This window comes from Nonomuraea sp. 3N208, assembly GCF_052245935.1.
Lineage (GTDB): Bacteria > Actinomycetota > Actinomycetes > Streptosporangiales > Streptosporangiaceae > Nonomuraea.
Genome location: NZ_JBQQBR010000017.1, coordinates 168797 through 191763, shown reverse-complemented (window position 1 = coordinate 191763; position 22967 = coordinate 168797). Strand labels below are relative to the sequence as shown.

The following is a 22967-nucleotide window of genomic DNA, read 5'->3' as shown; positions in this document are numbered from 1 at the left end:
ACGCTGCGACGCCACGTGCCGCGACCGGCAACGTTCGCCTGGTCTCGACGGTCCGAATCGCTCATCCAGCCGCGACAAGTGCGACTGGATCTCACCACGACCGGCCAAGACCAGGATCACGGTAGATCCCGACATCAACAGCCAGCCGGCCACGACCTCGAAGGCCCGCCATCAGCCATGGCCATCCACCCCTTTGCGATCGAGCGCGGCTCGAATCTGGCTGAGCCACTCTGTGCCCAGCCGGCGCCCGTTGGGGAGTTGGTCACCTCGATCCCAGCGCCACGTTGTGATCATCGCCAGCACGAGGATCCGGCACTCGCGCAACAACTCTTGATCGACGCCCGGATAGTGCTCGCTGACCTCTTCGGGCGCATGCGCGAGGTCGAATTCGACAGGCCCACGGCAGCACGTTTCGAGGTCTATGAACAGCAGCCCGTTCCTCGTGGTGAGCACATTGCCCGGGTGCGGCTCGCCGTGCAGGAGCTGCTCGGCACCGCCGCGCTCGCCGATGGCTCGCCTCAGGCTTCGCAACGTGTCGCCAAGGAGCTCCCGGTCCGCGTCCGCGAGCGCCGGCGTGCGGTCGCGGCTCGCCACGAGTTGTTGAGCCTGCTCGACTCGATCCGTGAAGTGCGGCGTCGGGACATCGAGCTTGCGCATCCCGGCATGCAACCGCTCGAGCGCATGAGCATAGTCGGCCGGTGAGACCTCTCGAGGCATCGCAGGTTCGTAGTAGGTCCACAGCGTGACCACGAAACCATCACGCTCGTAGACACGTGGCTCCACTCGCGGCTCGAGAACAGCCACAGGGCTCTCCGATTCGGCGAGCCGTTGAGCTAGCTCGATTTCGAACCCTGCGACCTGATGCGCCACAGGTGCCACCCGGGCCAGGACGTCACACGGCAGCAGACGCAGAGTGAGCTTGTTCGAGTCATGAAGAACGATCGCGTCGTCGACTGTCAGGTCAAGTGATGAGGCGGTCGACATGGCCGCAGCCACCGCACGCGGGACCTCTGACGCCTGCATCGTCGCCTGCCCCCCCTTGCTTGCGCGCTGCCGTACTCACCAAGCGGTGCAACCTGGGCACCATAGCAAGTTGTCGATAGAGAGCCGCGGTGGCGCGACGGGCGGGGCGCGGCTGAATCGGCGATCTGCCCCCCTTCGGCTGCTCAGCCGACAACCGTCAAACAACGCAGGGGAGGGGTGAGCCCCTGCCGTGGACCATCAAGTCAGTGGGCACGACACTGCTGCTCTTCGCCGCGTACTCGCTGGTCACGCTCACCTTTTGACTGATCGGCACCGCCCGCCCGCCCCCAGCCGAGGCTTGTCGATGACCGGCGCAACCCGGCACCGTGCGGCCTCGACACGCTCTGACGGCATCGCCCACCGCCGTGCGCATGACCAGAGGGCGGCGTAGCGTGTCCGTTGTGACGCACCGAGACTCTCCGGCCGACCCACCGCACGACGCGGTGGCTCCGGTGACCGCGCTGGTCGACGCCTGCCGGCACTTCGCCACCCATGTGCGGCTGCTGGCCGACCAACTCGGTGCGGTGGAGCTGAGCGACGACGACGTCGAATTGGTCCACAACGCCGTGCATCAGGTTTTCACCGCGGCGGGGCTGGCGGCCGCGCTGGCCACCGGCCTGCAACGGCACACCGGTGAGCAGGACTGCCCGCACTACAACGTGCTCACTGACGCCGAATGGGCCCCGCTGGCCGAGGGCGGCGCACGCGAGCGCAAGGCCGTTTACGGGTGCGAGCTGGCGCCCGGCCATCCGGGCACTCACGCGGCGCACGTCCAGGTGCTGCCCGAACCGGATCGGTTCATCTGGATCCGCTGGGACATCCGCGCCCGCGAACTCGTCACACTGCCGCCGTGCCCGGTCGAACGCGCCGACCCCAACCCCGACCCGCGCTCCCCGTACGGGGACGAGCCCGCGCCGTGCCTGCTGTTCGAGGGGCACGTCGGACCCCACCGCTACTAGGCCAGATCGAGATGGCCTTGAACAGTGCCCGTCACCGCCCCAGTTCGGGGACGAGCACTGCGGGATTGGACATCCGCGATCCCATGAATACCTCCGTTGGCGATCACCTGCCGTTCCACGCCCGCAGAACGGGGGAGGATGCGCTGGCTCGGCTCGATCCGGTGTCTGGGCGGTCCGCGCTGGACGAGCCCGCCCGCGGGGGATCGGCCGGGCCGGGACCGACCTGGAGTTCCTATCTGCCGCCAATCCTCTTCGACGATCTGCCGGAGCGGCTGCACGCGCTACAGCGGACCGTGTCGACGGTCAGCTAAGGGGTTACCCACCGGTTTTCGCCGGGTCGCCGCGCCCCTGTGTGGCCCGTGCCGGACGGCGTCAGCTGGTCCGACCTGGCCGGCCCAGCGGTCCGGGACCACTTCGCCGAGATGCTCGCCACCTCGTCGTACGTCCCGGCGGAGCCGGAGCTGGCCGAGGTCGGACGGTCCCTGCTCGCCGGGGCGACACCGGTGCAGCCCGGGTTGCGCACCGCCGAGTGGACTCACAAGACACTGCGTTTCGAGCGTGGCGCGACGCACGTGCGCACCTCGACGGCCGAAGCCCGCGTGGCGGGGGAGGGCGTGTGCCAGAGCCACGGAGTTCTGGGTCGGTGACTGGGTTGCCCTCGACCCCGACCAGCCTCGCCGACTTGGGCAGCCGGCACGTGTTGCCGGCACGTGGCCGTGACTACGCTGACGTACGACCGCTGTCCAGCGTCTACTCCGGCTTGGCACCGGAGCAATTCGGCGTCACCATCGAGGTCACCCGGCTCGGCTGATGATGCGGCGGGCGGCGGTGTGATCCGTTCGTGGTCACGCCGGCTCCTCCTCCGCGCGCACGGTCATCGACTCCAGCAGCGGCGCGCCGAAAGTGGTGATCATGGCTACGTCGGACGCGTCCCGTCCACGTCCTATCAGGATCCGGCCCTTGCGCCGGCGGTGGTTACGCGGATCGAAGGTCCACCATCGATCGCCCAGCCATACCTCCATCCACGCGGCGAAGTCCATGGGCGCCGGGTCCGGCGGCACGTCCATATCGGGCAGGTAGCCGAAGACATAGCGAGCCGGGATGTTGAGCGCCCGGCAGAACGAGATCGCCAGGTGAGTGAAGTCGCGGCAGACGCCGAACCCGGAGGTGTTGACGTCGACCGCCGTCGACAGTGGACCGCTGCTGCCGTAGCGGAACGTCAGATGGCGGTGGACATGATCGCAGATCGCCTGTACCCGGAGGTAGCCAGGGGAAAGGGCGCTGAAGCGCGACCAGGCCTCGTCGCCGAGCATGTCGGGCAGGCAGTAGCGGCTGGGCAGCGTGTAGATGAGAACGTCGTCGGGCAACTCTTCCGGCGGCAGCTCCGGCGCGTGCTCGTCGGCGTGCTCGGCCGCGTCGGGCACGAGTGCCAGGGCGTCGTAGCGCAGCGTGGACCGTCCCGCGGGGAGCACCACCCGCACACACAGGTTGCCGTATAAGTCGGTGTAGCGGCGGATGCGCAACTGCGGCTCCGTCGACCACCCGTGCTGCGCGAGACTGACCGGCGCCGCGTCCTGGAGTTCCACCTGCAAGACGGTCGGTGTGTCGATGGCGGCGACGTACACGAACTCACATCCCACCCGAACCCGTCGCACGTCCACGGCCCTATGGTGCTGCGGCGATGTTTCCATCACGTTTCCCGTCGCCAGCCGATCCCAAGTATTCGAAGAACTCCTTCAGTTGTGGCTTGGTTGGTTGCCATGGGTCCCTTTGATCCGAAGGCACGTCGCTGAGGGTGCTGGGAGGCTCGTCGCCGTGGCTGGAAGGTGCCCCGGTCAGCGTTTTCTGCGCCAGCGGGTGCCCGCGGTGCCGATGCCTCCCTGATGGAGTGCGAGCAGGCACAGTCCGAGCAGGATGAAGGTGGTGCCGCCGATGTCGGCGATAGCGGTGTTGAGCAGGTCGAGCAGTAGGCCGATCGCAAAAACGATGGCCGCGACGATGGCCAGCACGACGTCACCGCGTCGCGTGGTCGTCGGCGAGCGGCATCAGCTTGTGCAAGACGTTGCGGTAGGCGCGCAGGGCCATTCTCAGTCGTTCGGTTTCCGTTTCGTCGTGGTCGGTGTTCTTCCAGGGCTCCTGGAGCTCACGCAGGCGGCGTTCCAGCGTCTCGCGGATCGAGGTCATCACCTCATCCATGAGGGAGTCGGCGCGCTGGACGGCTTCGCGCGGGTCGTCCACGAAGGACGCTTGAAGATCGTGCCACCGGTCCAGGACACCGCTGGGGTCGCTGCCGAGTAGCGAGGCGCGTTGCGGTGGCGCGGGTTCGGCCGCCGGCTCGAAGACGAGCTTGTCGGAGGTGGTGGCCGGAGGAGTGTCGTGATCGAGAATGGGCGCGGGTCGAGGTGGCGGTATGTCGGTGGTCTGGCCGAGGCGCTCTTCGTCGTTGCGGATGTCCATGCGTCAGCTCTCTCGAGGGTCGCCGTGCAGTGCCGGATGGTCGTCACGGGCAGCGGCGGCTGGTTGCGGGTGGTCCTTGTCGGAGTCGTCGAGGAGTTCCTCGAACAGGACGCGGTAGTGCACCATGGCCTGCCGCAGATCCTCGGTGGAGGCTTTGTCACGTGCGGCACGCCCGCTGATCTGGCGGGCCTTCCTGTAATGGTGCAGGGTGCGGCCGTGCACCACCGACAGGTTGGAGAGTTGCTGCTGGAAGTCTCCTGTGGGGTATCCGCGTTCGGCCATGACCGCCATCACCAGCTGATCGGCCTCGCCTACGGTGGGGCCTGGCGCGTCCACGAACTGTTCCTGCAGTTTGGTCCACTGCGCGCGGTAGCTCTGCCGGGCCTGCGGGCTGAGCGGCTTGATGCCGAGGGTGGCGAACCGCTTCTCGCGGGTCCGCAACTCCCGCTCGGCCTCGCCGCGGGTGTCCCGCTGGCTCAGGGTGCGTTCATATTCGGGACCGAAGCGCCGACGAAGCCGCTGCCGGCGCTGTCGCAGCACGATAGAGGCGATGGCCAACATCACCACCACCGCCACGGCCACCGCGACCCAGGTCATGGTCATGCTGGTCATGTCTGCCTCCTGGAGACTCGATGCCTTCGCGCACCGCCGGGGGCGAAGGCATCGCATGGGACACATCTGCCGACCAGGACCGAAGATCGTCCGGGTACTGACGTTGATCGTGTTGCCTGGCCTCGTCGTCAGGACGGTCCACCATGATGGGCGGCGCGTCATCGATGACGTCCTGGTGGCTTGCGGACGGTCGACAGGCTCCAGCGCGATCTGCCACGCAGGAGCAGGGGCAGCACGAGCGCGACGCCGCCACTGAGCATCAGGATGACGCCGACGATGTTCAGGGCGAGGCCGCCTATCGTGCTTCTGTTCAGCGCGAAGGTGAGATGGCTCCGATGGCGATGACGGCGATGCCACCATCGAAGGAATCAGGTCGCACCCACGCCGCGGCGCTCGGCCGGTGTCATCGGCGGTCCGCCCAGCGGCCAGAACGCCGCCCGGTGAACAGGTTGTAGGCGAGCAGCAGAACAGCCGCGCCGACGATGGCGCAGACCCACGTCGACAGGTTGAAGAACCCCTGAATACCCGAGACGTGGAACAGCTGCGTGGCCACGAAGCCGCCCAGCAATGCGCCGGCGACGCCGAGCACGAAGGTGATGATCAGCCCTTGCGGGTCTTTGCCGGGGACCAGCGCTCTGGCCACTAGTCCGGCTACCAATCCGAGGATGATCCAGGCGATGATGCCCATGACCGAACTCCTAGAGCGGCGAATCGATGTCTGCGCAGGATCGGTCTTCCGGACCGGTCGAAGCAGGGGGCCGGCCGTCCGCGGACTCGCCGGGGCCGGCTGTCGAACTCGTTCTCCTTAAGCCAACATCAACGCATGCCATACAGACACAGCCAATCCCGGAAGGCGTCATCACCACAGCCGATCACCGGGCGGAGCACGGGCGCTGCGGACCGTCTGGCGGTTGCAAGGCAGGCGGCCCCGACGGTCGGCCCCGTCCGGCGTTGTCGGACTCGGCCTGTCGAAGGGGTTTGATCGGTGATCAGCTACGGTGATGAGCTTTGCTCGGAACGCCGGTAGCCGTCTGCTGGTCAGCGGCATTGGCTGGCGGTGTCTGGCTACCCGTCTTCGGGCGGTGTCTGTCAGCGTCGATACCGCGCGGAGGCAGTCATATTCACCGAGACCATGCTATGGCTGGCCGTAATCGTCGTCGAAATGGTGATCCTGGCCATTGCCTACGGCCGACTGCGACAGCGTCGAGAACGTCTCCGCGAGCGATTCACCCGAGCACGAACGCCCTGTCCACGATGAAGCAACAGGCGGTGGGCGGTGACCACGCGGCCATCGTCTCCGGACGCATCTTGCTGCCCGGCCCGCCCATGACGCTCCTGCACGGAACCTCGGGCCTCACCGGGAGGGGCAGCCGCTCGGGAGGCGGCGAGCTTCATCACGCCCGCTGTCCAGCACCGGTTGCTGTTTCGTACCGAGCTGACGAATATGCGCCAACGACTGGCCATCGTGTTCGGCGACGCTGGCGACCAGCCGGCTGTGGCCATTCTGCAGCCGATCATCGGCCTTCGCCGCCCAAGCGACGGCCAGCGGACAGGAAAGTAGATATGGCGAGGACCGGCCGGGCGCCAGAGACCAGGCCGCTACCGACCGGCGATCACGATCGGATGGCGCTCACGGCGAGTGTTGGTGCCCCCAGCCACCATCAGAGGCCCGTCCTCGACCTCGCGCCCGGGCATGACGTCGATACAGCAGGTGATCATCGCAGGCTCGATGCACCGTTGGATTCCTCTCTTCTCGCCGACCGCTACCGACTGCTCGAACCTCTCGGGATGGGCGGCATGGGAACGGTCTGGCACGGTCGTGATGAGCTGCTCGCTCGCGAGGTCGCGATCAAGGAAGTGCCGTTGCCAACCGGGCCCGAACGGACGGTCCTGGCCGAGCGCACCCGACAGGAGGCACGTGCCACAGCACGCGTCAACCATCCCAATGTCGCGGGCGTCTACGACGTCGTCGAGGTGGCCGGCCAGCCCTGGATCGTGCTGGAATTGGTGCGCTCTCGAACGCTTGGTCAAAGGGTGGCCCAGGACGGGCCGCTGTCTCCGCGCACAGTGGCGAAGATCGGGCTGGACGTGCTCGAGGGGTTGTGCGCCGCTCACGCGGCCGGGATCGTGCACCTGGACGTCAAGCCGGACAACGTGCTTCTGGCTCATGACGGTCGCGTGGTCCTGACCGACTTCGGCATCGCCGCGATGGACGGCGAGGCCTCCACCCCGACCGGAACGCTGACAGGCACCATGGCCTTCCTGGCTCCTGAGCGGGTCACAGGCGATGCCTGCCCACAGTCGGACCTGTGGTCGCTGGGCGCCACCCTTTTCATGGCCGTCGAAGGGCGGCCCCCCTTCTGCCGTGACACGGCGATTCACACTCTCGTCGCCGTGCTCGCCGACCCACCCGACCCTTTCCAAAGGGCTGGACCGCTGGCGGCCGTGCTCGCCGGCCTGCTCGACAAGGACCCTGCCACGCGGCTCGACGCAGTCGGCGCGCGCGAGCAACTCCGGCACGTGGCAGATCTATGGCCGCTGAAGGACGAGCCGGCAGTGACCACCCTCATGCACATCCCCGTGGCAGCGACCTCACCGTTCATTCCCGGAATCGCCGCGCCGTCGATGAGAGGGTCCCAACTCGGCAGCGGCAAGGCTCGTGTGCGCGGACTGTGCTCGTACGCCAGGGACAGTAGATCATTCCGTCGCCTACTGCATCGGCAGACCTCTTGGACGGTCAAGAGAAGATCAGATGAGAAGGGTGGAGAGGGCTGTTTGGTCCGCATTCGGCAGGCCGTATCAAGTACCGGTAAAGGCGCCCGCGTTCTCGTACGGCTGTGGATTTTCGTCCGCAGTCAGCGGCGGGCTAACACGGGACGCCCAGTGTGGCGTCGTCCGAAGAAGCCTTGAGGCGTGCGACTGTCTCGCTCGTGAGGTGCCGACCAAATGTTGATCAAGACACGTCACTAAGGGGTCTGAGCTGTGAGATCCAGGCATGCGATGGGTTCGCTGGGGCACCGTTCTGACCTCCACAACGGATAGCGCGCGTTCCCTCGCATCGCCCTGACGGTCACCGCCATCACCGCCGTGCTCGCTGCCTCGCCGGCCACTGCCCAGTCTGCCGGCGCCTGGCATGACGACGCCGGATGGGGGCTGCGGGACCCGACTCCACCCGCCTCAGTCGCATCACCGTCTTCAAGCTGTGCGAAGGCCGCACGTACGGCTCCTGCTGTCCCTCCGTCTGGATCTCACGGTGAACTCGGACAAGCCAGGCCAGCCGATCCGCTCCCGCAATGAGCATGAGCCGGCCAGTCGAAGACGCAGACCACCGGCAGATACAGCAGCCGAAACGAGCCTGGAAGGCCAGGTCAACAGGAATGGGATGGGTTGCGGGGCGTGCTGGGCGGGGTCATCGGCGGCCGGCCCAGCGGCCGGTTCGGCGGCCCGAACGCCGGCCGGTGATCAGGTGGTAGCCGAGCAGCAGGGCTGCCGCGCCGGCGATGGCGCACAGCCAGGTGGACAGGTTGAAGAACCCCTGGATACCCGAGACGTGCAACACCTCGGTGGCCACGAAGCCACCCAGCAGCGCCCCGGAGATGCCGAGCACGAAAGTAATGATCAAACCTTGCGGGTCCTTGCCGGGGACCAGCATTCTGGCCACTGCCCCGGCGACCAGTCCGAGGATGATCCAAGCGATGATGCCCATGGCCGAGCTCCTTTGGCGGTGCATCGATGTCTGCATGGGATCGGCCTTCCGGACCGGTCGAAGCAGGGGGCCGGCCGCCGCATGGGTGCCGGCGCCGACGGTCACACTCGTTCACTTCGAGCCAAACACTCACGCGTGCCGTACCGAAACAGGCGATCCGGAAAGAACCCATCTCCAGGACCGATCACCGGGGCATCAGACAGGCTCATCGCTGTGGCTGGTGGCCGTCGGAGCACCTTCGCTGAGGGATGGTCCGCTGGGCGGGGCGACGGGTTCCAGCCAGCCGAGCCGCTCGGCGAGGTGTGAGGCGCTGTTGATGAGGGTGGCGATGTGGGGAGAGGGATTGGCGTCGTGCCACAGCAGGGACCAGGGATAGTGCGTGGCAGGTTCGATCAAGGGCCGCCAGGTGGTGCCCGGCCGGTTGGAGGTGCGGAAGGAGGAGGGGATGCAGTGCACGCAGCGGTGCTGGAGTACGAGGTCGGCGGCGGCGCGGGTGCTCTCGACGGTTCCCTCGTAGATCGTGGGCGCGAACCCTGCCGAACGGCACAGCGCGATGACGAACTGGTTGAGTTCCGGCGTCTGGGATTCCTCGCCGAGCAGCAGGGGTTCGCCGGCGAGGGCGGCGACGGGTACGCCGTCGAGGTCGGCGAAGCGGTGGTCGTTGGGCACCAGCACGCCGAGTGGATCGAGCCTGATCAGTTTGGACGTCACCTCGGCCGGGGTTTGGGAGGCGTGTCCGATGGCGATGTCCAGGCGCCCGTCGGCCAGTTGCCGGTACTGCTCGGGGGTGCCCGCTTCGACCTGGTGGATGGTGATGTCAGGATGGGTGTGCTGGAGTTCGCGCAGGATCTGCGGCATGGTGTCGTAGCCGGCGTCGATGATGCCGACGCGCAGCGTGGGTGCTGAGGCGACGGCGTTGCGTGCGGCCTGCGCGGCCCTGCCCACGTGGTCGAGGATCTGGCGCGCCTCGACGAGGAATGCGGCGCCCGCCAGGGTCAGGTCGACGTGGTGGGTGCTGCGATCCAGTAGTCGCACTCCCAGTTCGCGCTCCAGCCGCTGGATCTGCTGGCTCAGCGCGGACTGCACGATGTGCTCGCGGGCCGCTGCCCGGCCGAAATGCAACTCTTCGGCCAGCGTCACGAAGTAGCGCAGCTGACGTAACTCCATGCCCGCCACCCCTTCCTGCCCGGGCGGCGCCGATCCGGGCCGTCATCTTCGACTGTAGTTCCTCGGGGGCGTGTGAACTTCTGGAGGAGGGCCTGGCACTACTTGCTGGGCTGAGGTGTCTGGCAGGCGATCTTCGGGTTCATGCCGAGGTAGTTGAGGGGGCCTGCCAGGATCGTCACCGCGATGGTGGCCACCTGATTGCAGTTCTCCACCGGTCCTGTGTAGTAGTTACGCTGGCCTGCGGCGACGGCACCGGCGATCAGCCACAGGATCAGCACTACTGATGCGATGCGCATTGGTCCTCCCTCCATCTTCGTTCTTGCGCGGGGGGTGGCGGAGACGATGGGGTCATCGGGCGGGGTCATCGTGGAGTTCGCCGGTGTCCGGGCGGGATCCCAGGTCGGAATCTGGACCCCGCAGGGCGTTCTGTCGAAGCGGGGATCAGCGCTTAAAGGCGTCCCTGGCCTTCCCGCCGGCCTGCTTCAGATTGCCTGCGACCCGATCGCTCTTGCCCGCGATCTGCTGGCGCCGGTTGCCGGTGACGCGGCCGAAACGCTGCCTGGCCCAGCCCTTAAGGACCTGGACCTTGTTGCTGATTTCCCAACGCAGACTCATCGCGATTTCCCTTCACCGCTCCGCATCCCGTACGCCGGCATGCCGGGCAGACTGTTGTTTCGTATGCCCGTCTGCCATGACCTTGGGCAGGCGGATACTTCCGCCGCGGTCAGGCGGCTTGGAGTCCCAGTGTCCGCCCGGGCCCGATAGGGGGAAACGAGCAATGGCGGCGCCGGTTATCACCGGAACCGATGAGCGCTGGCCGTACCAGAGCATCCGGGGTCGCGATCTTGGAATGTCTTTCTTGTCTACGGCACGGGCTGTGCGGGCGGCTGGATGCCGGATGCCGGGCCGTCCGTGTCTTGCCTTCTCGTGCGCCGGGACGCGGCCAGGCTGGCGATCGTGGTCGTGGCCAGAACCGTGACGATCACTGTCAGCGACAGCCACACCGGGATCTGCGGGATCTGCGGGAAGCTGTCGTGGGCGGCTTGGGCGATGAGTTTGACGCCGATGAAGGCCAGGATGAGCGCCAGCCCGTGGGAGAGGTAGACCAGCCGGTCGAGCAGGCCTCCGAGCAGGAAGTACAGCTGGCGCAGCCCCATCAGGGCGAAGGCGTTGGCGGTGAAGACCAGATAAGGCTCCTGGGTCAGGCCGAAGATGGCCGGAATGGAGTCCAGGGCGAACATCACATCGCACAGCGCAATGGCCACGATGACCATCGCCATCGGGGTGAGCAGCCGGCGCCCCGCCACCCGGACGGTCCATGCGCCACCGTGGTAGTCGGAGGTGGTGGGCAGAAGCCGCGCGGCCAGGCGTAACACCGGATTGCGGGCGATGTCGGGCTGAACGCCACGATGGCGGATGAGCTGCACCGCAGTGAAGATCAGAAAGGCACCGAACACGTAGAAGGTGGCGGAGAAGCGGTCGATGGCGGCGGCTCCGGCCAGGATGAACAACCGCGCAAGACGAGCGCGGCGGCGATGCCGATGAGCAGCACCCGGGCCTGCTGTGCGGCCGGCACGGCGAAGGCCGCCATGACGACCCCGAAGACGAACAGGTTGTCGACTGACAGGCTGTATTCGGTGAGGTAGCCGGCGAAGAACTGCACCGCCGTATCCACACCGGCGACCAGGCCCAATCCGATGCCGAAGGCGATGGCCAGGGAGAGATAGACGCTCACCCATACGCCGGCCTGCAAGGGGCTGGGGCGTCGGCCTCGCCCGGCCACCAGGTCGGCGATGATCACCACAGCCGCCGCCGCACCGGTGAGCAGCCAGCCCAACGGTGACACCGAAAGGGGCATCGGTCAGTCTCCGGCCAGGACGCGGGCCTGCTGGGGGTGGTCGGCTCGGCGGCGCTGGATGCGCTCGGCGTCGGGCCAGTGCACGTCGCTCGCCCAGCCCAGCCGCTCGAACAGGCGGATCAGCCCGGCGGACGGGTCGAGCTGGCCGCGTTCCAGGCCGTGACGGGCGCAGTTGGGCTGGCTGTGGTGGCCGTTGTGCCAGCTTTCGCCGAAGGACAGCAGGGCCAGCGGCCACACGTTGGTCGAGCGGTCGTGGCGGCGGGTCTTGAACGGCCTGCTGCCGATCACATGGCACAGGGAGTTGACGCTCCAGGTGACGTGCTGCAACAGCGCGACGCGGATCAACCCAGCCCACAGGAACGCGGTCAAACCGCCGTACAGGGTGCCGGTGATCGCCCAGCCGGCCAGAAACGGTAGAGCCAGCGACAGCGCGCACAGCGCGGGGAAGGCACGAGCCACCCGGGCCATGGCCGGGTCGGCCAGCAGGTCCGGGGCGTAGCGCTCGGCCGGCGTTTGGTCGTCGGCGAACAGCCAGCCCAGGTGGGCGTGGGCAAGCCCCCGAAGCTGCCCGCGCAGGCCGGTGCCGTACCGGTAGGGAGAGTGCGGATCGCCCGGCCGGTCGGTGAAGGCGTGATGGCGGCGATGGACGGCGACCCAGTCGATGACGTTGCCCTGAAAACCCATCGACCCGGCGATGGCCAGCGCCACGCGCAACCATGGCCGCGCGGTGAAGGAGCCGTGGGTGAGCAGCCGGTGGAAGCCGACCGTCACCCCCAGCCCGGTCACCACGTAGAAGCCCGCCGCCAGCAGCAGATCGGTGAGCGCGACTCCCTGCCCCCACGCCAGGACGATCGCGACGCCGAGCGCGAAGAACGGCAGGATCACGATCGCCGCCGTCAGCCCCAGCTGAGCTCTGCCGGCCGCAGGATGCTCCTTTGCTCCGGGAAATGGGGATGCGCCGTCATAGTCCAGCCGATCTTTTACCGGCCGTTCGAAAATGGTCATGATGTCTCTTTTGTGTTGTCTATACGGTTCGCCGGTGCACGTAGCACCAGCGCCAGGTCGAGCCCGGGTCCAGGGTGGCGGCCACCGGGTGGTCGGTTTCCTGGTAGTGATCCTTGGCGTGGCCTCCGCGCGCATCGTCGCTACAGGCCACCCACCCGCAGGTCAGGCACACCAGCAACCGCGTCCAGGTCCGGCCGAGGGCCAGACATTCCTTGCATTCGGGCAGCCCGGGCTCCACGGCCGGGAGCAGATCGATGTGATCGCAACGCGGCGCCTGACCGTTCAGACCGGCGCGCGCGGTCGCGTTCGTTCCTTCTGCGTCCAGGGTCATCACGACCCCCTCATGGTGACAGCGACGCAAGCTGCGCCGACTGATCAGTGCTCAGTCAAGGTGATCTGCGAGCCGGTGGAAACGTCCATTCCCAGTAAGTCTCATCACCTGCGGCGATAGCGAGCCTGCGGGCGCGTTGCCGACGCGCCGTATCTGACACGCATCCGGCTCGATCCCGCGTCTCGACGGACCGCCACAAAAGCGATGGACCGGGATCCCTGCGCGTTTCGCGGACTTCCTCGCTCTCGCGGTGAGTGGATGCTGATCAGCTGGTGACCCCTGCCAGGGCCGGGCGCGGAACGCGGGGCGAGCTGTCCAGAACGCCATCAACTCAGCCGACAACGAGCTCGTAGCCGTCTCCCTCCGAATTCTGGCACCTTCGCGCCGAGGATCCGGCCGACCGTTGATGATCGCAGACAGTCTCCCGGGCCCGAACCGGAGCCCAACACCGCGCGACGTCCTCGGCCGATGCACACGTGTCAGCGACCCTCGTCCCAGACTCAGGCAGGGCCGGGCGAGATCTTCCAAGAGGGGCCACTGGATCGTCTTGACCTGCCGGATCGCGAACTTTGAGGGCCGCCGGCCCGCAGAATCGGCCGGAGATTTCACCGGCGCGAACCTCCCATCACCTTATGCCGAGAGTGGAATTCGCTCATTTGTGCGAAATTTCCTTGCTATTTATTTCGGATGGGTATTGAATAAGGAACGCAAGCCAAGGAAAAGGGGAGGCTCTTATGAGCTTCGTACAGATTCTGGAATTCGACACCAAACGCGCCGGGGATGTCGAGTCGCTCATGAACGAGTGGCGGACACAGACCAAGGGCACGCGCTCTGTAAGACGCGAGGTCGTGGCGAAGCACCGCGATCGCCCCGATCACTATGTGGCCATCGTGGAGTTCTCCTCCTACGAGGAGGCCCAGCGTAACAGCAAGCTACCGGAAACCGACCGGTTCAACGCGCACATGGCCAAACTGTGCGAGGGCCCGATCGAGTTCTCCAACTACGATGTGATTCGCGACAAGAGCTGATCACCAGCTGAACGTCGCAAAAACTCAGCTTGTGCTGTGGCGTGTGAGAATATTCTCGCGTCATGGCGCGGGCATTTTTTATGCCAGCCTTCATGCCGCGCGGGATGCAAAGGAGCTGTCGGCATTGCAGCGTGCCCGGGCAGCCGGGATTCACACCGATACCGAGCGCGGAGGCGTCAGGAGAGATCGGGGTGGGGACTTCGCGTTGCTGACGCGCGTCGAAGTCGCAGGGCGAGCCGTTGACGGGAATACCGAGCGGATCAAACGACTGGGCGCGGCGGATCTCCCTGAGCATCGGGGCGTGTGCGGCTGCTGCGACGGGATCCGGCATGACGGCAGGCCCGAAGAAGGACCTGGCGGCGCTGACCGCCTGGTCGGCCGCTCTGGTGAGCGCCCGCTTGGCGTGCCAGGTGAGTGACGTAGAGTCAAGGTATCCGGAAACGACGACATCCCGACGCTTTTGAGGTGCCTGCCAGGCCGGCTCACCGAAAGGGTTGTCATGGACATCCTGCACCGCTTCCGTACCAGATCCGGGCCATCCGCTGGAACGGCTGAAGCCGATGTGCCCCAAGGCGAGAGCTCACCAGCGCCGGCCGTGCGCCCCGCGGACCCGGGCTCCAGCGCCGAGACCTCCAGGCCGGTACCCGTCACCCGCACCAGCGTGGCCTGGGCGGGCGTGTGGGCCGCCGCGCTCGTGTCCGTCGCCTTCATCGTGTTCATGTTGCAGAACACCACACCCACGCAGGTGTCCTTCCTCGGCCTGCACGGCACGCTGCCGCTCGCGGTCGCGATGCTGATCGCCATGATCAGCGGGATCCTGCTCACCCTGGTGCTCGGCACCGCCCGCATCACCCAGCTCCGCCGCCTGGCCAGCCGACGCCGCCGCCAGAACCGCTGACCGCCGAGCACTCCCAGCGTCAGGGCTTTCTCCACCAGATCACCCCGGTAATCCCAAGAACAGCCCAAGGGGAGAGTGAGCGCTGAAGGCGTGGGCAGGCGGACTGGTTCCAGGGAACGAAAGGACACTGCTGCACGTGTGACGGGGGAACTGGCATGGCTTCGACAGGTGCAGGCATCGTCGATCGGGAGCGGATCGGCGCGGCGCCGATCATCGACGGGCGTAAACCGGTCGCGGCGGTGGTCGCGTTGTGGGTTTTCGTGCTGGTGCCGTTCGCGGCACTGGCCGCCGCCGTGCCGGTGGCCTGGGGGTGGGGGCTGAGCTGGGTCGACGTGGCGATCGCCGCCACGGCTTACGTCCTCACCGGACTCGGCGTCACGGTGGGCTTCCACCGCTATCTCACCCATGGCGCGTTCAAGGCGGGCCGGTGGCTGCGGATCGTCTTGGCCGTGGCCGGGTCCCTGGCCGTGCAGGGCTCGGTCATCCAGTGGGTGGCCGACCACCGGCGCCATCATGCCTTCGCCGACCGCGACGGCGATCCGCACTCGCCCTGGCGTTACGGGCACAGCGTACGCGGCCTGGCCAAAGGGCTGCTGTTCGCGCATGTCGGCTGGATGTTCGGACGCGACCTCACCAACCGGCGGCGCTTCGCCAAGGACCTGCTAGCCGACGCCGGCATCGGCCGGGTGGACCAGCTGTTCCTGCCACTGGTCGCGGCCTCGCTGCTGCTGCCGCCCGCGATCGGCCTGCTGGCCACCGGCACCTGGCACGGCGCGCTGACCGCGTTCTTCTGGGGCGCCCTGGTACGCATCGCGATGCTGCACCACGTCACCTGGTCGATCAACTCCATCTGCCACGTCTTCGGTGAGCGGCCGCTGAAAACCCGCGCCGGCGACCGGGCCGCGAACTTCTGGCCGCTGGCGATCCTGTCGTTCGGCGAGAGCTGGCACAACGGCCACCACGCCGACCCCACCTGCGCCCGCCACGGCGTGCTGCCCGGCCAGATCGACATCTCCGCCCGGCTGATCCGGCTGCTGGAAAAACTCGGCTGGATCCACGACGTACGCTGGCCGACCCCGGCACGCCTGGCCGCACGACGCCGCGAGCCATCGCCATGACCGGCCCTGAGAAGATACGGCTCAGCCTGGATCCCGCCATCACACGCCGAGGCGCCGTGGACGGGGCGTGGTGGCCCGCCACCTACGACGCCGGCGCGGAACTGCCCGCCCTGATCACCGCCGTCGACCAGCGGCTGAACCGGCGAGTCCTGCGCGTGGGCCTGCACATCGACACCTGGGACAACATCCCACACCACATCGGCGCCCCCGGGCGTCACGTCAAAGTGGGCTGGTTCCGCACCATCGACCCCCACGTGATCAACCTGATCATCCCGGGGATCGAGCACCTCAACCTGCTCGTCATCCCACCCGACACCACACCCGCCGCCGCTCACAAGGCGCTCGTCATGGCCACCCGATGCCGCGGCCGTACCCGTCCTGGCGACATCCTCGCCGCCGCAAACCAAAATGGCCCCGCCGACGCCATCGCCGAGCAGGAGCTGAGCCTGTCCGACTGGGACAACGAAGGCGGGCAGACCCGACAGCCCGCCCGCGGCGACTACGCATCCTGATCACGCGTTCTGGCAGGGGGACTGCACACCGCTACGGGTCCCTCCTGGCGAGCTCCTGGTCGGCCGCGGCACTGAGCAACCGGGCGGCAGCGGCCACCTCAACGAGCTGACCAGGCGTCATCGCCTCCAGACAGACGGCCAGCCGCTGCCGGTCACCACGGCAGGCCATGCCCGCCGCGTTCTGAAGGGCGAGCGTACGCGAGGCTGTGCCAATCGCCTTCAAGACATCGGCCAGGGCCTGATCCACGCCATCGTTCGGATCCGGCCGCCGCGGAAATCGAGCATTCAACGCCATTCACCTTGCCGTCCTTGAGCTCTGAGTGTTGTCCGATCCCACCGTGCCCACCGCCAGCCGAGCTCTGCGCCAGACACCGGCTGCGGTCAACAGCAGAGCGCCCCATTCCCGCAACACGCCACGAGCGGTGCAGCCGACAGATTCGATGGCGGGTGGTGGCAGCTTCTGCGTCGATCTCAGCGGCCTGGTGTTCTGCGACGTCGGCGGACTGCGCGCCCTGGTCACCGCCGCCGCCGGTATGCGCGGCGGCCACGTTCTGACGTTGCGCTCGCCCTCCCCACAGGTGCGACGCCTGCTCGAGCTCACCGGCTGGCACCAGACGGCAGGTCTTCACCTGCAGGATCGGAGCAACTCATGACGACCCTCCATCCCCGCTCCGGGGCAGGTCTGTGGCTCATCCCTGCCACCGCCACCGTCGTTCGCCTGTGCGGCGAGCTGGACATCGGCACCGGCGAGGCGGTGCGCGAACGCCTGCTGCGCGCGTTGCGGTACAGCACCAGCCTGCTCATTCTCGACCTGTCGGGGGTGTCGTTCTGCGACGCCGCCGGGCTAGGCGCCGTGGTCGGTGTCCAGCACCGGGCCAGATCCCTGGACATCGCCCTCGGCCTGGCCGCCCCCGTCCACACCTGGCCAGGGTGCTGCGCCTCACCGGCCTGGACCGCAGCTTCCCGATGTATGGCACCACCCCGGGCAGAGGCTTCGGCAGGCGTGCGAGCACGGGTACGGGCAGGGGTACGGGCAGGGTCGTGTTCGGCTCCGCGGCAGCGCGCTGAGACGTCGTGCGCACATGTCTGGTCTCGCCGCCGCTGCCAGCAGGACGACCGCCGGGCCACGCCTTTGTCTTCCCGCTGAGGCAACAGCCGAGCTGGATCGGCTACGGCATCAGGTGCTGGGAGAAGCCCAGATCCAGGCCGCCGCGATCCTCGGCCAGGCTCGCACCGACGCCGAGCAGATCGTCGCCTCGGCGCAGATCATCGCCTTAACGCAGATCGACGTGCCCGAACAGCTGGGCCGGCTCATCGACCAGTGGCTCAGCTACACCCCAACCGACCGCACCCGCGCGGGATGGATCCCTCTGCTGCGCTCGGCTGGGCGCGCACGGCCTTGCAGGGAGGGTTGGGCTGACACGCCGGCCCTCGCCATGACCGCGGTCCGATCGCGATCGGTAGGTCAGACGTGGCCGATTCACCAGCGCTCGGCTCGTTGGCCTGCGCCATCTGTTGCCTGCGGTGGGTTGGCCGTTGCTTGACGGTGCAGGTCGATGATCGGCTGCAGGAGCCACACTTGACACGGGTGAGGGCGGCGTCGCGGCCGCACGCGAACCGGATGTGGTCGCCGGTGGCGAGGGTGCGCAGGTTGAGGTACTGCACTGCACCCGCACTTCGATCGTCTTGGCGCTGTCGGCGACCAGGTTGAAGTAGGGGCGGTAGAGATTTATCTCGCGGGCGCGCACGCCCGTTGTCGTCACGGGTCGTGCGGTCATGATCTTGTCCAGTTCGAGCGCGCCTGCGCTCGCCTCCAAGCCCGTCAGTCCTTCTGCTCGGGTTCCTTCCCAGGAGATACGGCCTGCGCCGGTGGTTCTGGGGCCGGTGGTTCTGGGGCCGGTCCCGCCGGGAGGGGGATCGGATCGTCCTTGAAGAGCTCGGGCACGGCCCGGTAGAGGACGGCGGTGATCGGCACGGCCACGACCGCGCCCGCGATCCCGGCCAGGATGCCGCCGACGGCCAGCACGAGGATGATCGCCAGCGGGTGGAAGTGCAGCACCCGGCCGACTATCAGCGGCTGGAGCACGTGATTCTCCAGTTGCTGCTCGATGATCAGGATGCCGATGAAGATCAGCGCGTAGATCGGGCCCTTCGCGCCGAGCGTGACCAGCGTCGCGACCGCGCCGGCGAACAGGATGCCGACGATCGGGATGAAGCTGGCCAGGAAGATCAGTACGGCGAGTGCCGCCCAGAGCGGGACGCCCATGACGGCCAGCACCAGACCCATGAGCACGCCGTGCACCGCGGCCACGGCCACCGTGCCCTGCACGTAGTGGGACAGCGTGGCCCAGGCAGTCCGGCCGGCCCGGTCGACCCGCGGCGCCCTCCGGCCGAACCCCTTGAGGAACCAGGACCAGATCCGGTCGCCATCCTTGAGCAGGAAGAACGTCACGAACAGCAGGAGCACGATCGAGGCCAGGACCTCAATCACCACCACGGTGCCCGCGAGAACCGTCGAGGTGATCTGCCGCTGCCGCTCGGTGATGAACTTGGCGATCTCGTCCACCCAGCGGCTGAGCTGGAGGGGCTCCAGGTGCAAAGGGCCGGTGTAGAGCCAGTCCTCCACCGTCTTGGCCGTCTGCCTGACCTGTGTCACCAGGCCGGGGAACTCCGCGTTGGCCCGGACGCCGATGATCCAGCCCGTCCCGCTCAGCACGGCGAGGGCGACGAGCATGGTGATCCAGGTGGCGTAGATCGCCCGCAGGCCCGACGCGCGCAGGCGTCGGGTGAGCGGGAACAGCAGCGCGGTCAGCAGCAGGGCGACCGCCACCGGCAGGGCGAGGATGCGCATCGTCGCCACGAAGCCGAACACGTAGTTGGCCACGATGCCGATGACGATCAGACACGCGCACCACGCGGCCATCCTCGCCAAGGTCGCAGGCACTAACCGCAAAAGGCGCTCCTGAGGTGGATCCATGCACGGAACCTTCCCCACCGGTCGGAGATAGGCACGCTTTCAGGATTCAACCCAGGGAAATGTTGGAGAGATAAAAGGTGCGTCACGGGTAGGGGTCGTTCCGCCCTACCAACTTTTTCACGACGGCACGGTGAGCCATCTTCTGTGAAACGACCGCGGCGCGCGCTCACGGCCGCATTCCGCCGACGTACCGGCCCCGGCCATGAGCGCCGCCCGGCGCTGGGCCGACCGGATGGCGACAGGCTGGAAGCGAGCGAGGAGCCGGCACGACTGGTTGGATCACATGGTGCGCGCCCTGATCCGCTACGACAAGGCCGACGCCGGCCGGCTGGCGGCCGCCCTCACCTACTACGCCTTCTTCGCCACCTTCGCCTTGGTCCTGCTGGGGTTCGCCATCCTCGGCCGCATCCTGGACTATCCGGCGGCGCTGGCCGAGGTGCAGCGCTACCTGAGCGACACCTTCCCGCGCCTGGACGTCCAAGCGCTTCGCAATGCCGGGGGAACGGCCGGGCTGGTGGCCTGCGTGGTGCTGCCGCTGACGGGCTTGTTCTGGATGGACACGCTGCGCTCGGCGACCAGGGCGATCTGGCGGCTCGAGGAGTACCCGGGCAACTTCTTCCTGCGCCAGATCATCGACCTGGGCGTGGTGGCCGGGCTCGGGGTGCTGCTCTCCCTGTCGCTCACCGTCGCCTTCGCCGCCGAGTGGGTGCTGACCTGGCTTGCGGTGAACACCGTGGGTGTGGAGGCCACCCCTGCCCGGTGGGTCCTGTCGGTGGCTGCGTTCGTGCTGGGCATCGGGGTCAATACCTTGCTGGCCATGGCGCTGCTGACCGCGCCGCCACGGCTGCGATTACCGCTGCACCGGGTGATCGGGCCGGCGCTCGTCATCACGATCGGCCTGGAGATCCTCAAGACCCTCGGCCAAGCCCTGCTCAACCTCACCGCCGCCAACCCCGCCTACCAGGTCGTCACCGGAGCGGTGGCGATGCTGCTCTTCCTCAAGGTGCTCAACCAGCTCATCCTGTTCGCCACCGCGCTGGCGGCCACCAGCGCCACCGGCGAGGTCACCGACCTGGCCACTCGGTCAGATCCGCCGTGACCTCGAGGTGTGCCACCACCCGGACGGCCACTCCCGGCTCCGCCTGTACCTCCGTCGCGACTCCACACTGCCCCCGCACCGCCCCCCACCACCCCCGCCAAGCCGACCAGCTGCTGCGCGGGGGTTGTCGCGCAGCGCTGTGTTCATCCTCTCGGTGCTGGTCATGGGTGGGAACCTCCGTCCGTGGGGTTGTTCCCGTAGCGGGCGTTCGGGTTCAGCCGGCTCTTGGCGCCGGGGATTCGCGCTCGGCTCGTTAGTCCGCGCCATCTGTTGCCTGCGGTGGGTTGGCCGTTGCTTGGCGGCGCAGGTCGATGATCGGCTGCAGGAGCCACAGCCAGCAGGTGGCCAGTGCCGCCGCGGCGCCGAACACGATGGCGAGCCAATTGCCGAGCACGACCTCGGCCACCAGAGCATCGCGGCGGTGATCGCGACCGCAAGGGATACGGCGCCGGCCAGGCCCAGCTCGTTGGCGCGGTGCACGATCTCTCCTTCAGCCCGGTACGAAATAGCAGCCGATGCTGAACAGCGGGCGTGATGAAACAGAGCGAGGCTTCGGCTTTGATCCGCGCGATAAGTCGGCCGACGAGGGCGGCAGCGGCCGCGGCGGCTTCCGGATCGTCGCGGTATCGCTCGTCGATGATGCGCTGGAGCATGCGCCGTGCTTCGTCGGCCTGGCGGCGTCGTTCCGCGACGACCGCGTGCGCGGTGCCTGCTCCGGCGAAACGATCAACAGCTGCGCGGGCCTCCTCACGGGTCATGCCGTCAAGAACGGCGGCGAGGTGATCGAGAAGTGCTCGCTTTTCCGTCTCAAGGGACAACTCGCCCGACTCGTCGCGGCGGGGTGTGGTCGTCATCTCAGCAGCTTACGGAAGGTCTCCACGTCTCAGCAGGCCGCTGCCAGCCTGACCAGCGTCGGAGTGGTTAACATGCGGTTGGCCGCGCGAGGCAACAGACGACCGGGAGCAGCATACGTAGCGCCTGCCGTAGGAGATGGCTAGCCTGTACATCGCCAGCCGAGCCCATGCTGCAGGTGCAGCGGCAGCTGCTCGGCAGCGTGATCGAATGAGTAAATGCCGCCCCCAGGGGGACTGGCATACCAAGAAGTTGGCCGAGGCGCTGGACCCGGATCGATGCGACCAGCGGCAGACACGGCTGCTGCAGAAGGACCTGACGCCGGTTGGCGGCCAGGTCCGGGGGAGCGGGGGAACACGCAGGGGACTGATTTGCTCCCCCGGCCGACGGCGCAAGGGCGGGGGAGGGGCACAGCCCCGCTGAAGTCCGGCTCGCTCTCTTCTTTCAGTCTTCGCTACGACAGGACCGCGGCGGCTGGCGAACCCGGCATGTTCGACCCGGAGTGACCTTTGGCCGGCGTCGGCCCAGATGAGCCCGGCCGGGACGCGAAACGCCCGCTCATTGGGATGTGCCGATTGCCCAGAATTCCGTGAAGGTAGATGGTGGGAAGCTGGGGGAGTGCCCGGGGCACAGCCCCTGTCTGCGCATCCCACCCGGGTCCTCGGTGTGATCATGGACCTATGACGGCGTGGCAGAAGGTCGAACAGGCAGAGCCGGAGTTCGCGCGGCGCGTGCGGGCGCTGTTCGACGCCCACAGACACAAGACAATTGCCACCTTGCGAGCCGACGGGTCACCGCGGATCTCCGGGCGAGGCGAAGATCTCCGGTCGGGCGATCGCCGTCGGACCCATCGCCGAGGGACCGGACGGCGACCGCTTCCACGCCGACATCGCCGAAGTTGTGCACACCCACCTCGACGACGAGGCCACGATGCTCGTCGTCGAGTGGTGGACGCCCACGCACGGCCTGCGAAGGGTCGCGCGCGAGTAACCCTCAATCGCGCATCCGATCCTTCCCGCCTTGCCAGACACATGTCCAGTCTCAGAAATCACGCCAGCGGATCGTGTCGCGAAGTTGGGGTACAACAGGCGTGGTGAGACGAACCAGAATCTCACCAGTGCTGCTTCTGGCTTATGCCCGCCACAGCCTCGTCCTTTCCCTCAGGTCAGCGGTGCCGAGCATCTCCGCCGCGCCGGTCGACAACGTCGCTGATCTACTGAGAACCGCCAACCCTAGTGAGACAAGAATCAGCCCAAAACGGACCATGCCGTTCAGCAACTCTCAGGTCGATCGAGAATCGGCCGGATCGACGCCGAGATTTGTTGCGATTGCGCCAGCTCAACCGAGAAGGGACAAAGACGGGTC

General features: G+C 67.4%; 29 protein-coding genes and 1 pseudogene. 14 read left to right on the top strand and 16 right to left on the bottom strand.

All coding sequences use genetic code 11. The annotated features are described in order from the left end of the window. Positions 1-171 precede the first annotated feature (171 nt). The gene (locus ACTWPT_RS26435; protein ID WP_443180138.1) at positions 172-1023 is read right to left on the bottom strand and encodes a phosphotransferase enzyme family protein; all 852 of its coding nucleotides are present in this window, start codon (positions 1021-1023) and stop codon (positions 172-174) included. Between the two features lie 401 nt (positions 1024-1424). Between ACTWPT_RS26435 and ACTWPT_RS26430 the strand changes: the two genes are divergently transcribed. From ACTWPT_RS26430 to ACTWPT_RS26415, 4 genes are all read left to right on the top strand, one after another. After that, positions 1425-1982 carry a hypothetical protein gene (locus ACTWPT_RS26430; protein ID WP_443180137.1) on the top strand — a complete coding sequence of 186 codons (558 nt, stop codon included), beginning with the start codon at positions 1425-1427 and terminating at the stop codon, positions 1980-1982. Between the two features lie 83 nt (positions 1983-2065). Further along, positions 2066-2293, top strand: coding sequence for a hypothetical protein (locus tag ACTWPT_RS26425; RefSeq protein WP_443180136.1), 228 nt, complete (start codon positions 2066-2068; stop codon positions 2291-2293). 48 nt (positions 2294-2341) lie between these two features. Beyond that, a complete protein-coding gene (locus ACTWPT_RS26420) occupies positions 2342-2629 on the top strand; it encodes a hypothetical protein (protein ID WP_443180135.1) in 288 nt (95 codons plus the stop codon). Then, complete coding sequence (locus ACTWPT_RS26415) at positions 2626-2793, top strand: hypothetical protein (protein WP_443180134.1); 168 nt, start codon at positions 2626-2628, stop codon at positions 2791-2793. Before ACTWPT_RS26420 ends, ACTWPT_RS26415 begins: the two co-directional genes overlap by 4 nt. A 34-nt stretch (positions 2794-2827) precedes the next feature. Here ACTWPT_RS26415 and ACTWPT_RS26410 read toward each other — a convergent pair whose 3' ends face one another. The 5 genes from ACTWPT_RS26410 to ACTWPT_RS26390 form a co-directional block, all read right to left on the bottom strand. After that, complete coding sequence (locus tag ACTWPT_RS26410; protein WP_443180133.1) at positions 2828-3643, bottom strand: transglutaminase-like domain-containing protein; 816 nt, start codon at positions 3641-3643, stop codon at positions 2828-2830. Positions 3644-3817: 174 nt separating this feature from the next. Next, entirely contained in the window at positions 3818-3991 is a 174-nt protein-coding gene (locus ACTWPT_RS26405) for a hypothetical protein (protein WP_443180132.1), read from the bottom strand. A gap of 4 nt (positions 3992-3995) precedes the next feature. Continuing rightward, complete coding sequence (locus tag ACTWPT_RS26400; protein WP_443180131.1) at positions 3996-4439, bottom strand: hypothetical protein; 444 nt, start codon at positions 4437-4439, stop codon at positions 3996-3998. A 3-nt stretch (positions 4440-4442) separates the two neighbouring features. Further along, positions 4443-5051: a hypothetical protein gene (locus ACTWPT_RS26395; protein WP_443180130.1), complete on the bottom strand. Its 609-nt coding sequence runs from the start codon at positions 5049-5051 to the stop codon at positions 4443-4445. A gap of 403 nt (positions 5052-5454) precedes the next feature. Next, positions 5455-5739, bottom strand: coding sequence for a GlsB/YeaQ/YmgE family stress response membrane protein (locus tag ACTWPT_RS26390; protein WP_443180129.1), 285 nt, complete (start codon positions 5737-5739; stop codon positions 5455-5457). 935 nt (positions 5740-6674) lie between these two features. On the opposite strand from ACTWPT_RS26390, the gene ACTWPT_RS26385 reads away from it, so the two are divergent. After that, positions 6675-7961, top strand: coding sequence for a serine/threonine-protein kinase (locus ACTWPT_RS26385; protein ID WP_443180128.1), 1287 nt, complete (start codon positions 6675-6677; stop codon positions 7959-7961). A gap of 499 nt (positions 7962-8460) precedes the next feature. On the opposite strand, the gene ACTWPT_RS26380 is transcribed toward ACTWPT_RS26385, so the two are convergent. From ACTWPT_RS26380 to ACTWPT_RS26350, 7 genes and pseudogenes are all read right to left on the bottom strand, one after another. Next, a complete protein-coding gene (locus ACTWPT_RS26380; protein WP_443180127.1) occupies positions 8461-8757 on the bottom strand; it encodes a GlsB/YeaQ/YmgE family stress response membrane protein in 297 nt (98 codons plus the stop codon). Positions 8758-8952: 195 nt separating this feature from the next. Further along, positions 8953-9924, bottom strand: a complete 972-nt coding sequence (locus tag ACTWPT_RS26375) for a LysR family transcriptional regulator (protein ID WP_443180126.1) — start codon at positions 9922-9924, stop codon at positions 8953-8955. 98 nt (positions 9925-10022) lie between these two features. Then, a complete protein-coding gene (locus ACTWPT_RS26370) occupies positions 10023-10220 on the bottom strand; it encodes a hypothetical protein (protein WP_433013658.1) in 198 nt (65 codons plus the stop codon). Between the two features lie 145 nt (positions 10221-10365). After that, positions 10366-10539: a CsbD family protein gene (locus ACTWPT_RS26365; protein WP_443180125.1), complete on the bottom strand. Its 174-nt coding sequence runs from the start codon at positions 10537-10539 to the stop codon at positions 10366-10368. Positions 10540-10787: 248 nt separating this feature from the next. Then, positions 10788-11782: pseudogene (locus ACTWPT_RS26360) on the bottom strand (TerC/Alx family metal homeostasis membrane protein). A gap of 3 nt (positions 11783-11785) precedes the next feature. Beyond that, positions 11786-12787 (bottom strand): acyl-CoA desaturase, encoded by a 1002-nt coding sequence (locus ACTWPT_RS26355; RefSeq protein ID WP_443180124.1) that lies wholly within the window; start codon positions 12785-12787, stop codon positions 11786-11788. A gap of 19 nt (positions 12788-12806) precedes the next feature. Continuing rightward, positions 12807-13118, bottom strand: a complete 312-nt coding sequence (locus ACTWPT_RS26350) for a UBP-type zinc finger domain-containing protein (protein ID WP_443180123.1) — start codon at positions 13116-13118, stop codon at positions 12807-12809. A gap of 734 nt (positions 13119-13852) precedes the next feature. Between ACTWPT_RS26350 and ACTWPT_RS26345 the strand changes: the two genes are divergently transcribed. From ACTWPT_RS26345 to ACTWPT_RS26330, 4 genes are all read left to right on the top strand, one after another. Further along, positions 13853-14146, top strand: coding sequence for a hypothetical protein (locus ACTWPT_RS26345; protein WP_443180122.1), 294 nt, complete (start codon positions 13853-13855; stop codon positions 14144-14146). A 595-nt stretch (positions 14147-14741) separates the two neighbouring features. Further along, a complete protein-coding gene (locus tag ACTWPT_RS26340) occupies positions 14742-15044 on the top strand; it encodes a LapA family protein (RefSeq protein WP_305925196.1) in 303 nt (100 codons plus the stop codon). Positions 15045-15199: 155 nt separating this feature from the next. Next, entirely contained in the window at positions 15200-16162 is a 963-nt protein-coding gene (locus ACTWPT_RS26335; protein ID WP_443180121.1) for an acyl-CoA desaturase, read from the top strand. Next, positions 16159-16674 (top strand): DUF5994 family protein, encoded by a 516-nt coding sequence (locus ACTWPT_RS26330; protein WP_443180120.1) that lies wholly within the window; start codon positions 16159-16161, stop codon positions 16672-16674. Before ACTWPT_RS26335 ends, ACTWPT_RS26330 begins: the two co-directional genes overlap by 4 nt. A gap of 31 nt (positions 16675-16705) precedes the next feature. Here the strand turns inward: ACTWPT_RS26330 and ACTWPT_RS26325 are convergent, their stop codons facing one another. Further along, a complete protein-coding gene (locus tag ACTWPT_RS26325) occupies positions 16706-16921 on the bottom strand; it encodes a hypothetical protein (RefSeq protein ID WP_443180119.1) in 216 nt (71 codons plus the stop codon). Between the two features lie 175 nt (positions 16922-17096). On the opposite strand from ACTWPT_RS26325, the gene ACTWPT_RS26320 reads away from it, so the two are divergent. Further along, positions 17097-17327 (top strand): STAS domain-containing protein, encoded by a 231-nt coding sequence (locus ACTWPT_RS26320; protein WP_443180118.1) that lies wholly within the window; start codon positions 17097-17099, stop codon positions 17325-17327. Next, the gene (locus ACTWPT_RS26315; RefSeq protein WP_443180117.1) at positions 17324-17821 is read left to right on the top strand and encodes an STAS domain-containing protein; all 498 of its coding nucleotides are present in this window, start codon (positions 17324-17326) and stop codon (positions 17819-17821) included. Before ACTWPT_RS26320 ends, ACTWPT_RS26315 begins: the two co-directional genes overlap by 4 nt. A 675-nt stretch (positions 17822-18496) precedes the next feature. Here the strand turns inward: ACTWPT_RS26315 and ACTWPT_RS26310 are convergent. Continuing rightward, complete coding sequence (locus ACTWPT_RS26310; protein WP_443180116.1) at positions 18497-19597, bottom strand: AI-2E family transporter; 1101 nt, start codon at positions 19595-19597, stop codon at positions 18497-18499. A gap of 256 nt (positions 19598-19853) precedes the next feature. Here ACTWPT_RS26310 and ACTWPT_RS26305 point away from each other — a divergent pair, with 256 nt between their 5' ends. Then, positions 19854-20750: a YihY/virulence factor BrkB family protein gene (locus ACTWPT_RS26305; RefSeq protein WP_443180115.1), complete on the top strand. Its 897-nt coding sequence runs from the start codon at positions 19854-19856 to the stop codon at positions 20748-20750. A gap of 253 nt (positions 20751-21003) precedes the next feature. Here the strand turns inward: ACTWPT_RS26305 and ACTWPT_RS26300 are convergent, their stop codons facing one another. After that, positions 21004-21156: a hypothetical protein gene (locus tag ACTWPT_RS26300; RefSeq protein ID WP_443180114.1), complete on the bottom strand. Its 153-nt coding sequence runs from the start codon at positions 21154-21156 to the stop codon at positions 21004-21006. Between the two features lie 109 nt (positions 21157-21265). Between ACTWPT_RS26300 and ACTWPT_RS26295 the strand changes: the two genes are divergently transcribed. After that, entirely contained in the window at positions 21266-21748 is a 483-nt protein-coding gene (locus tag ACTWPT_RS26295) for a hypothetical protein (RefSeq protein WP_443180113.1), read from the top strand. 622 nt (positions 21749-22370) lie between these two features. Continuing rightward, on the top strand, positions 22371-22592 hold the full coding sequence (locus tag ACTWPT_RS26290; protein WP_443180112.1) for a hypothetical protein: 222 nt from the start codon (positions 22371-22373) through the stop codon (positions 22590-22592). Positions 22593-22967: the final 375 nt, after the last annotated feature.

Excerpts from the sequence above, each read along its gene's own strand:
- ACTWPT_RS26435 (WP_443180138.1), bottom strand. The coding sequence starts at position 1,023 with ATGCAGGCGTCAGAGGTCCCGCGTGCGGTGGCTGCGGCCATGTCGACC.
- ACTWPT_RS26425 (WP_443180136.1), top strand. The coding sequence starts at position 2,066 with ATGAATACCTCCGTTGGCGATCACCTGCCGTTCCACGCCCGCAGAACG.
- ACTWPT_RS26400 (WP_443180131.1), bottom strand. The coding sequence starts at position 4,439 with ATGGACATCCGCAACGACGAAGAGCGCCTCGGCCAGACCACCGACATA.
- ACTWPT_RS26395 (WP_443180130.1), bottom strand. The coding sequence starts at position 5,051 with ATGACCAGCATGACCATGACCTGGGTCGCGGTGGCCGTGGCGGTGGTG.
- ACTWPT_RS26390 (WP_443180129.1), bottom strand. The coding sequence starts at position 5,739 with ATGGGCATCATCGCCTGGATCATCCTCGGATTGGTAGCCGGACTAGTG.
- ACTWPT_RS26385 (WP_443180128.1), top strand. The coding sequence starts at position 6,675 with ATGGCGCTCACGGCGAGTGTTGGTGCCCCCAGCCACCATCAGAGGCCC.
- ACTWPT_RS26380 (WP_443180127.1), bottom strand. The coding sequence starts at position 8,757 with ATGGGCATCATCGCTTGGATCATCCTCGGACTGGTCGCCGGGGCAGTG.
- ACTWPT_RS26375 (WP_443180126.1), bottom strand. The coding sequence starts at position 9,924 with ATGGAGTTACGTCAGCTGCGCTACTTCGTGACGCTGGCCGAAGAGTTG.
- ACTWPT_RS26370 (WP_433013658.1), bottom strand. The coding sequence starts at position 10,220 with ATGCGCATCGCATCAGTAGTGCTGATCCTGTGGCTGATCGCCGGTGCC.
- ACTWPT_RS26365 (WP_443180125.1), bottom strand. The coding sequence starts at position 10,539 with ATGAGTCTGCGTTGGGAAATCAGCAACAAGGTCCAGGTCCTTAAGGGC.
- ACTWPT_RS26355 (WP_443180124.1), bottom strand. The coding sequence starts at position 12,787 with ATGACCATTTTCGAACGGCCGGTAAAAGATCGGCTGGACTATGACGGC.
- ACTWPT_RS26350 (WP_443180123.1), bottom strand. The coding sequence starts at position 13,118 with ATGACCCTGGACGCAGAAGGAACGAACGCGACCGCGCGCGCCGGTCTG.
- ACTWPT_RS26345 (WP_443180122.1), top strand. The coding sequence starts at position 13,853 with ATGAGCTTCGTACAGATTCTGGAATTCGACACCAAACGCGCCGGGGAT.
- ACTWPT_RS26335 (WP_443180121.1), top strand. The coding sequence starts at position 15,200 with ATGGCTTCGACAGGTGCAGGCATCGTCGATCGGGAGCGGATCGGCGCG.
- ACTWPT_RS26330 (WP_443180120.1), top strand. The coding sequence starts at position 16,159 with ATGACCGGCCCTGAGAAGATACGGCTCAGCCTGGATCCCGCCATCACA.
- ACTWPT_RS26315 (WP_443180117.1), top strand. The coding sequence starts at position 17,324 with ATGACGACCCTCCATCCCCGCTCCGGGGCAGGTCTGTGGCTCATCCCT.
- ACTWPT_RS26310 (WP_443180116.1), bottom strand. The coding sequence starts at position 19,597 with ATGGCCGCGTGGTGCGCGTGTCTGATCGTCATCGGCATCGTGGCCAAC.
- ACTWPT_RS26305 (WP_443180115.1), top strand. The coding sequence starts at position 19,854 with ATGAGCGCCGCCCGGCGCTGGGCCGACCGGATGGCGACAGGCTGGAAG.
- ACTWPT_RS26295 (WP_443180113.1), top strand. The coding sequence starts at position 21,266 with ATGCTGAACAGCGGGCGTGATGAAACAGAGCGAGGCTTCGGCTTTGAT.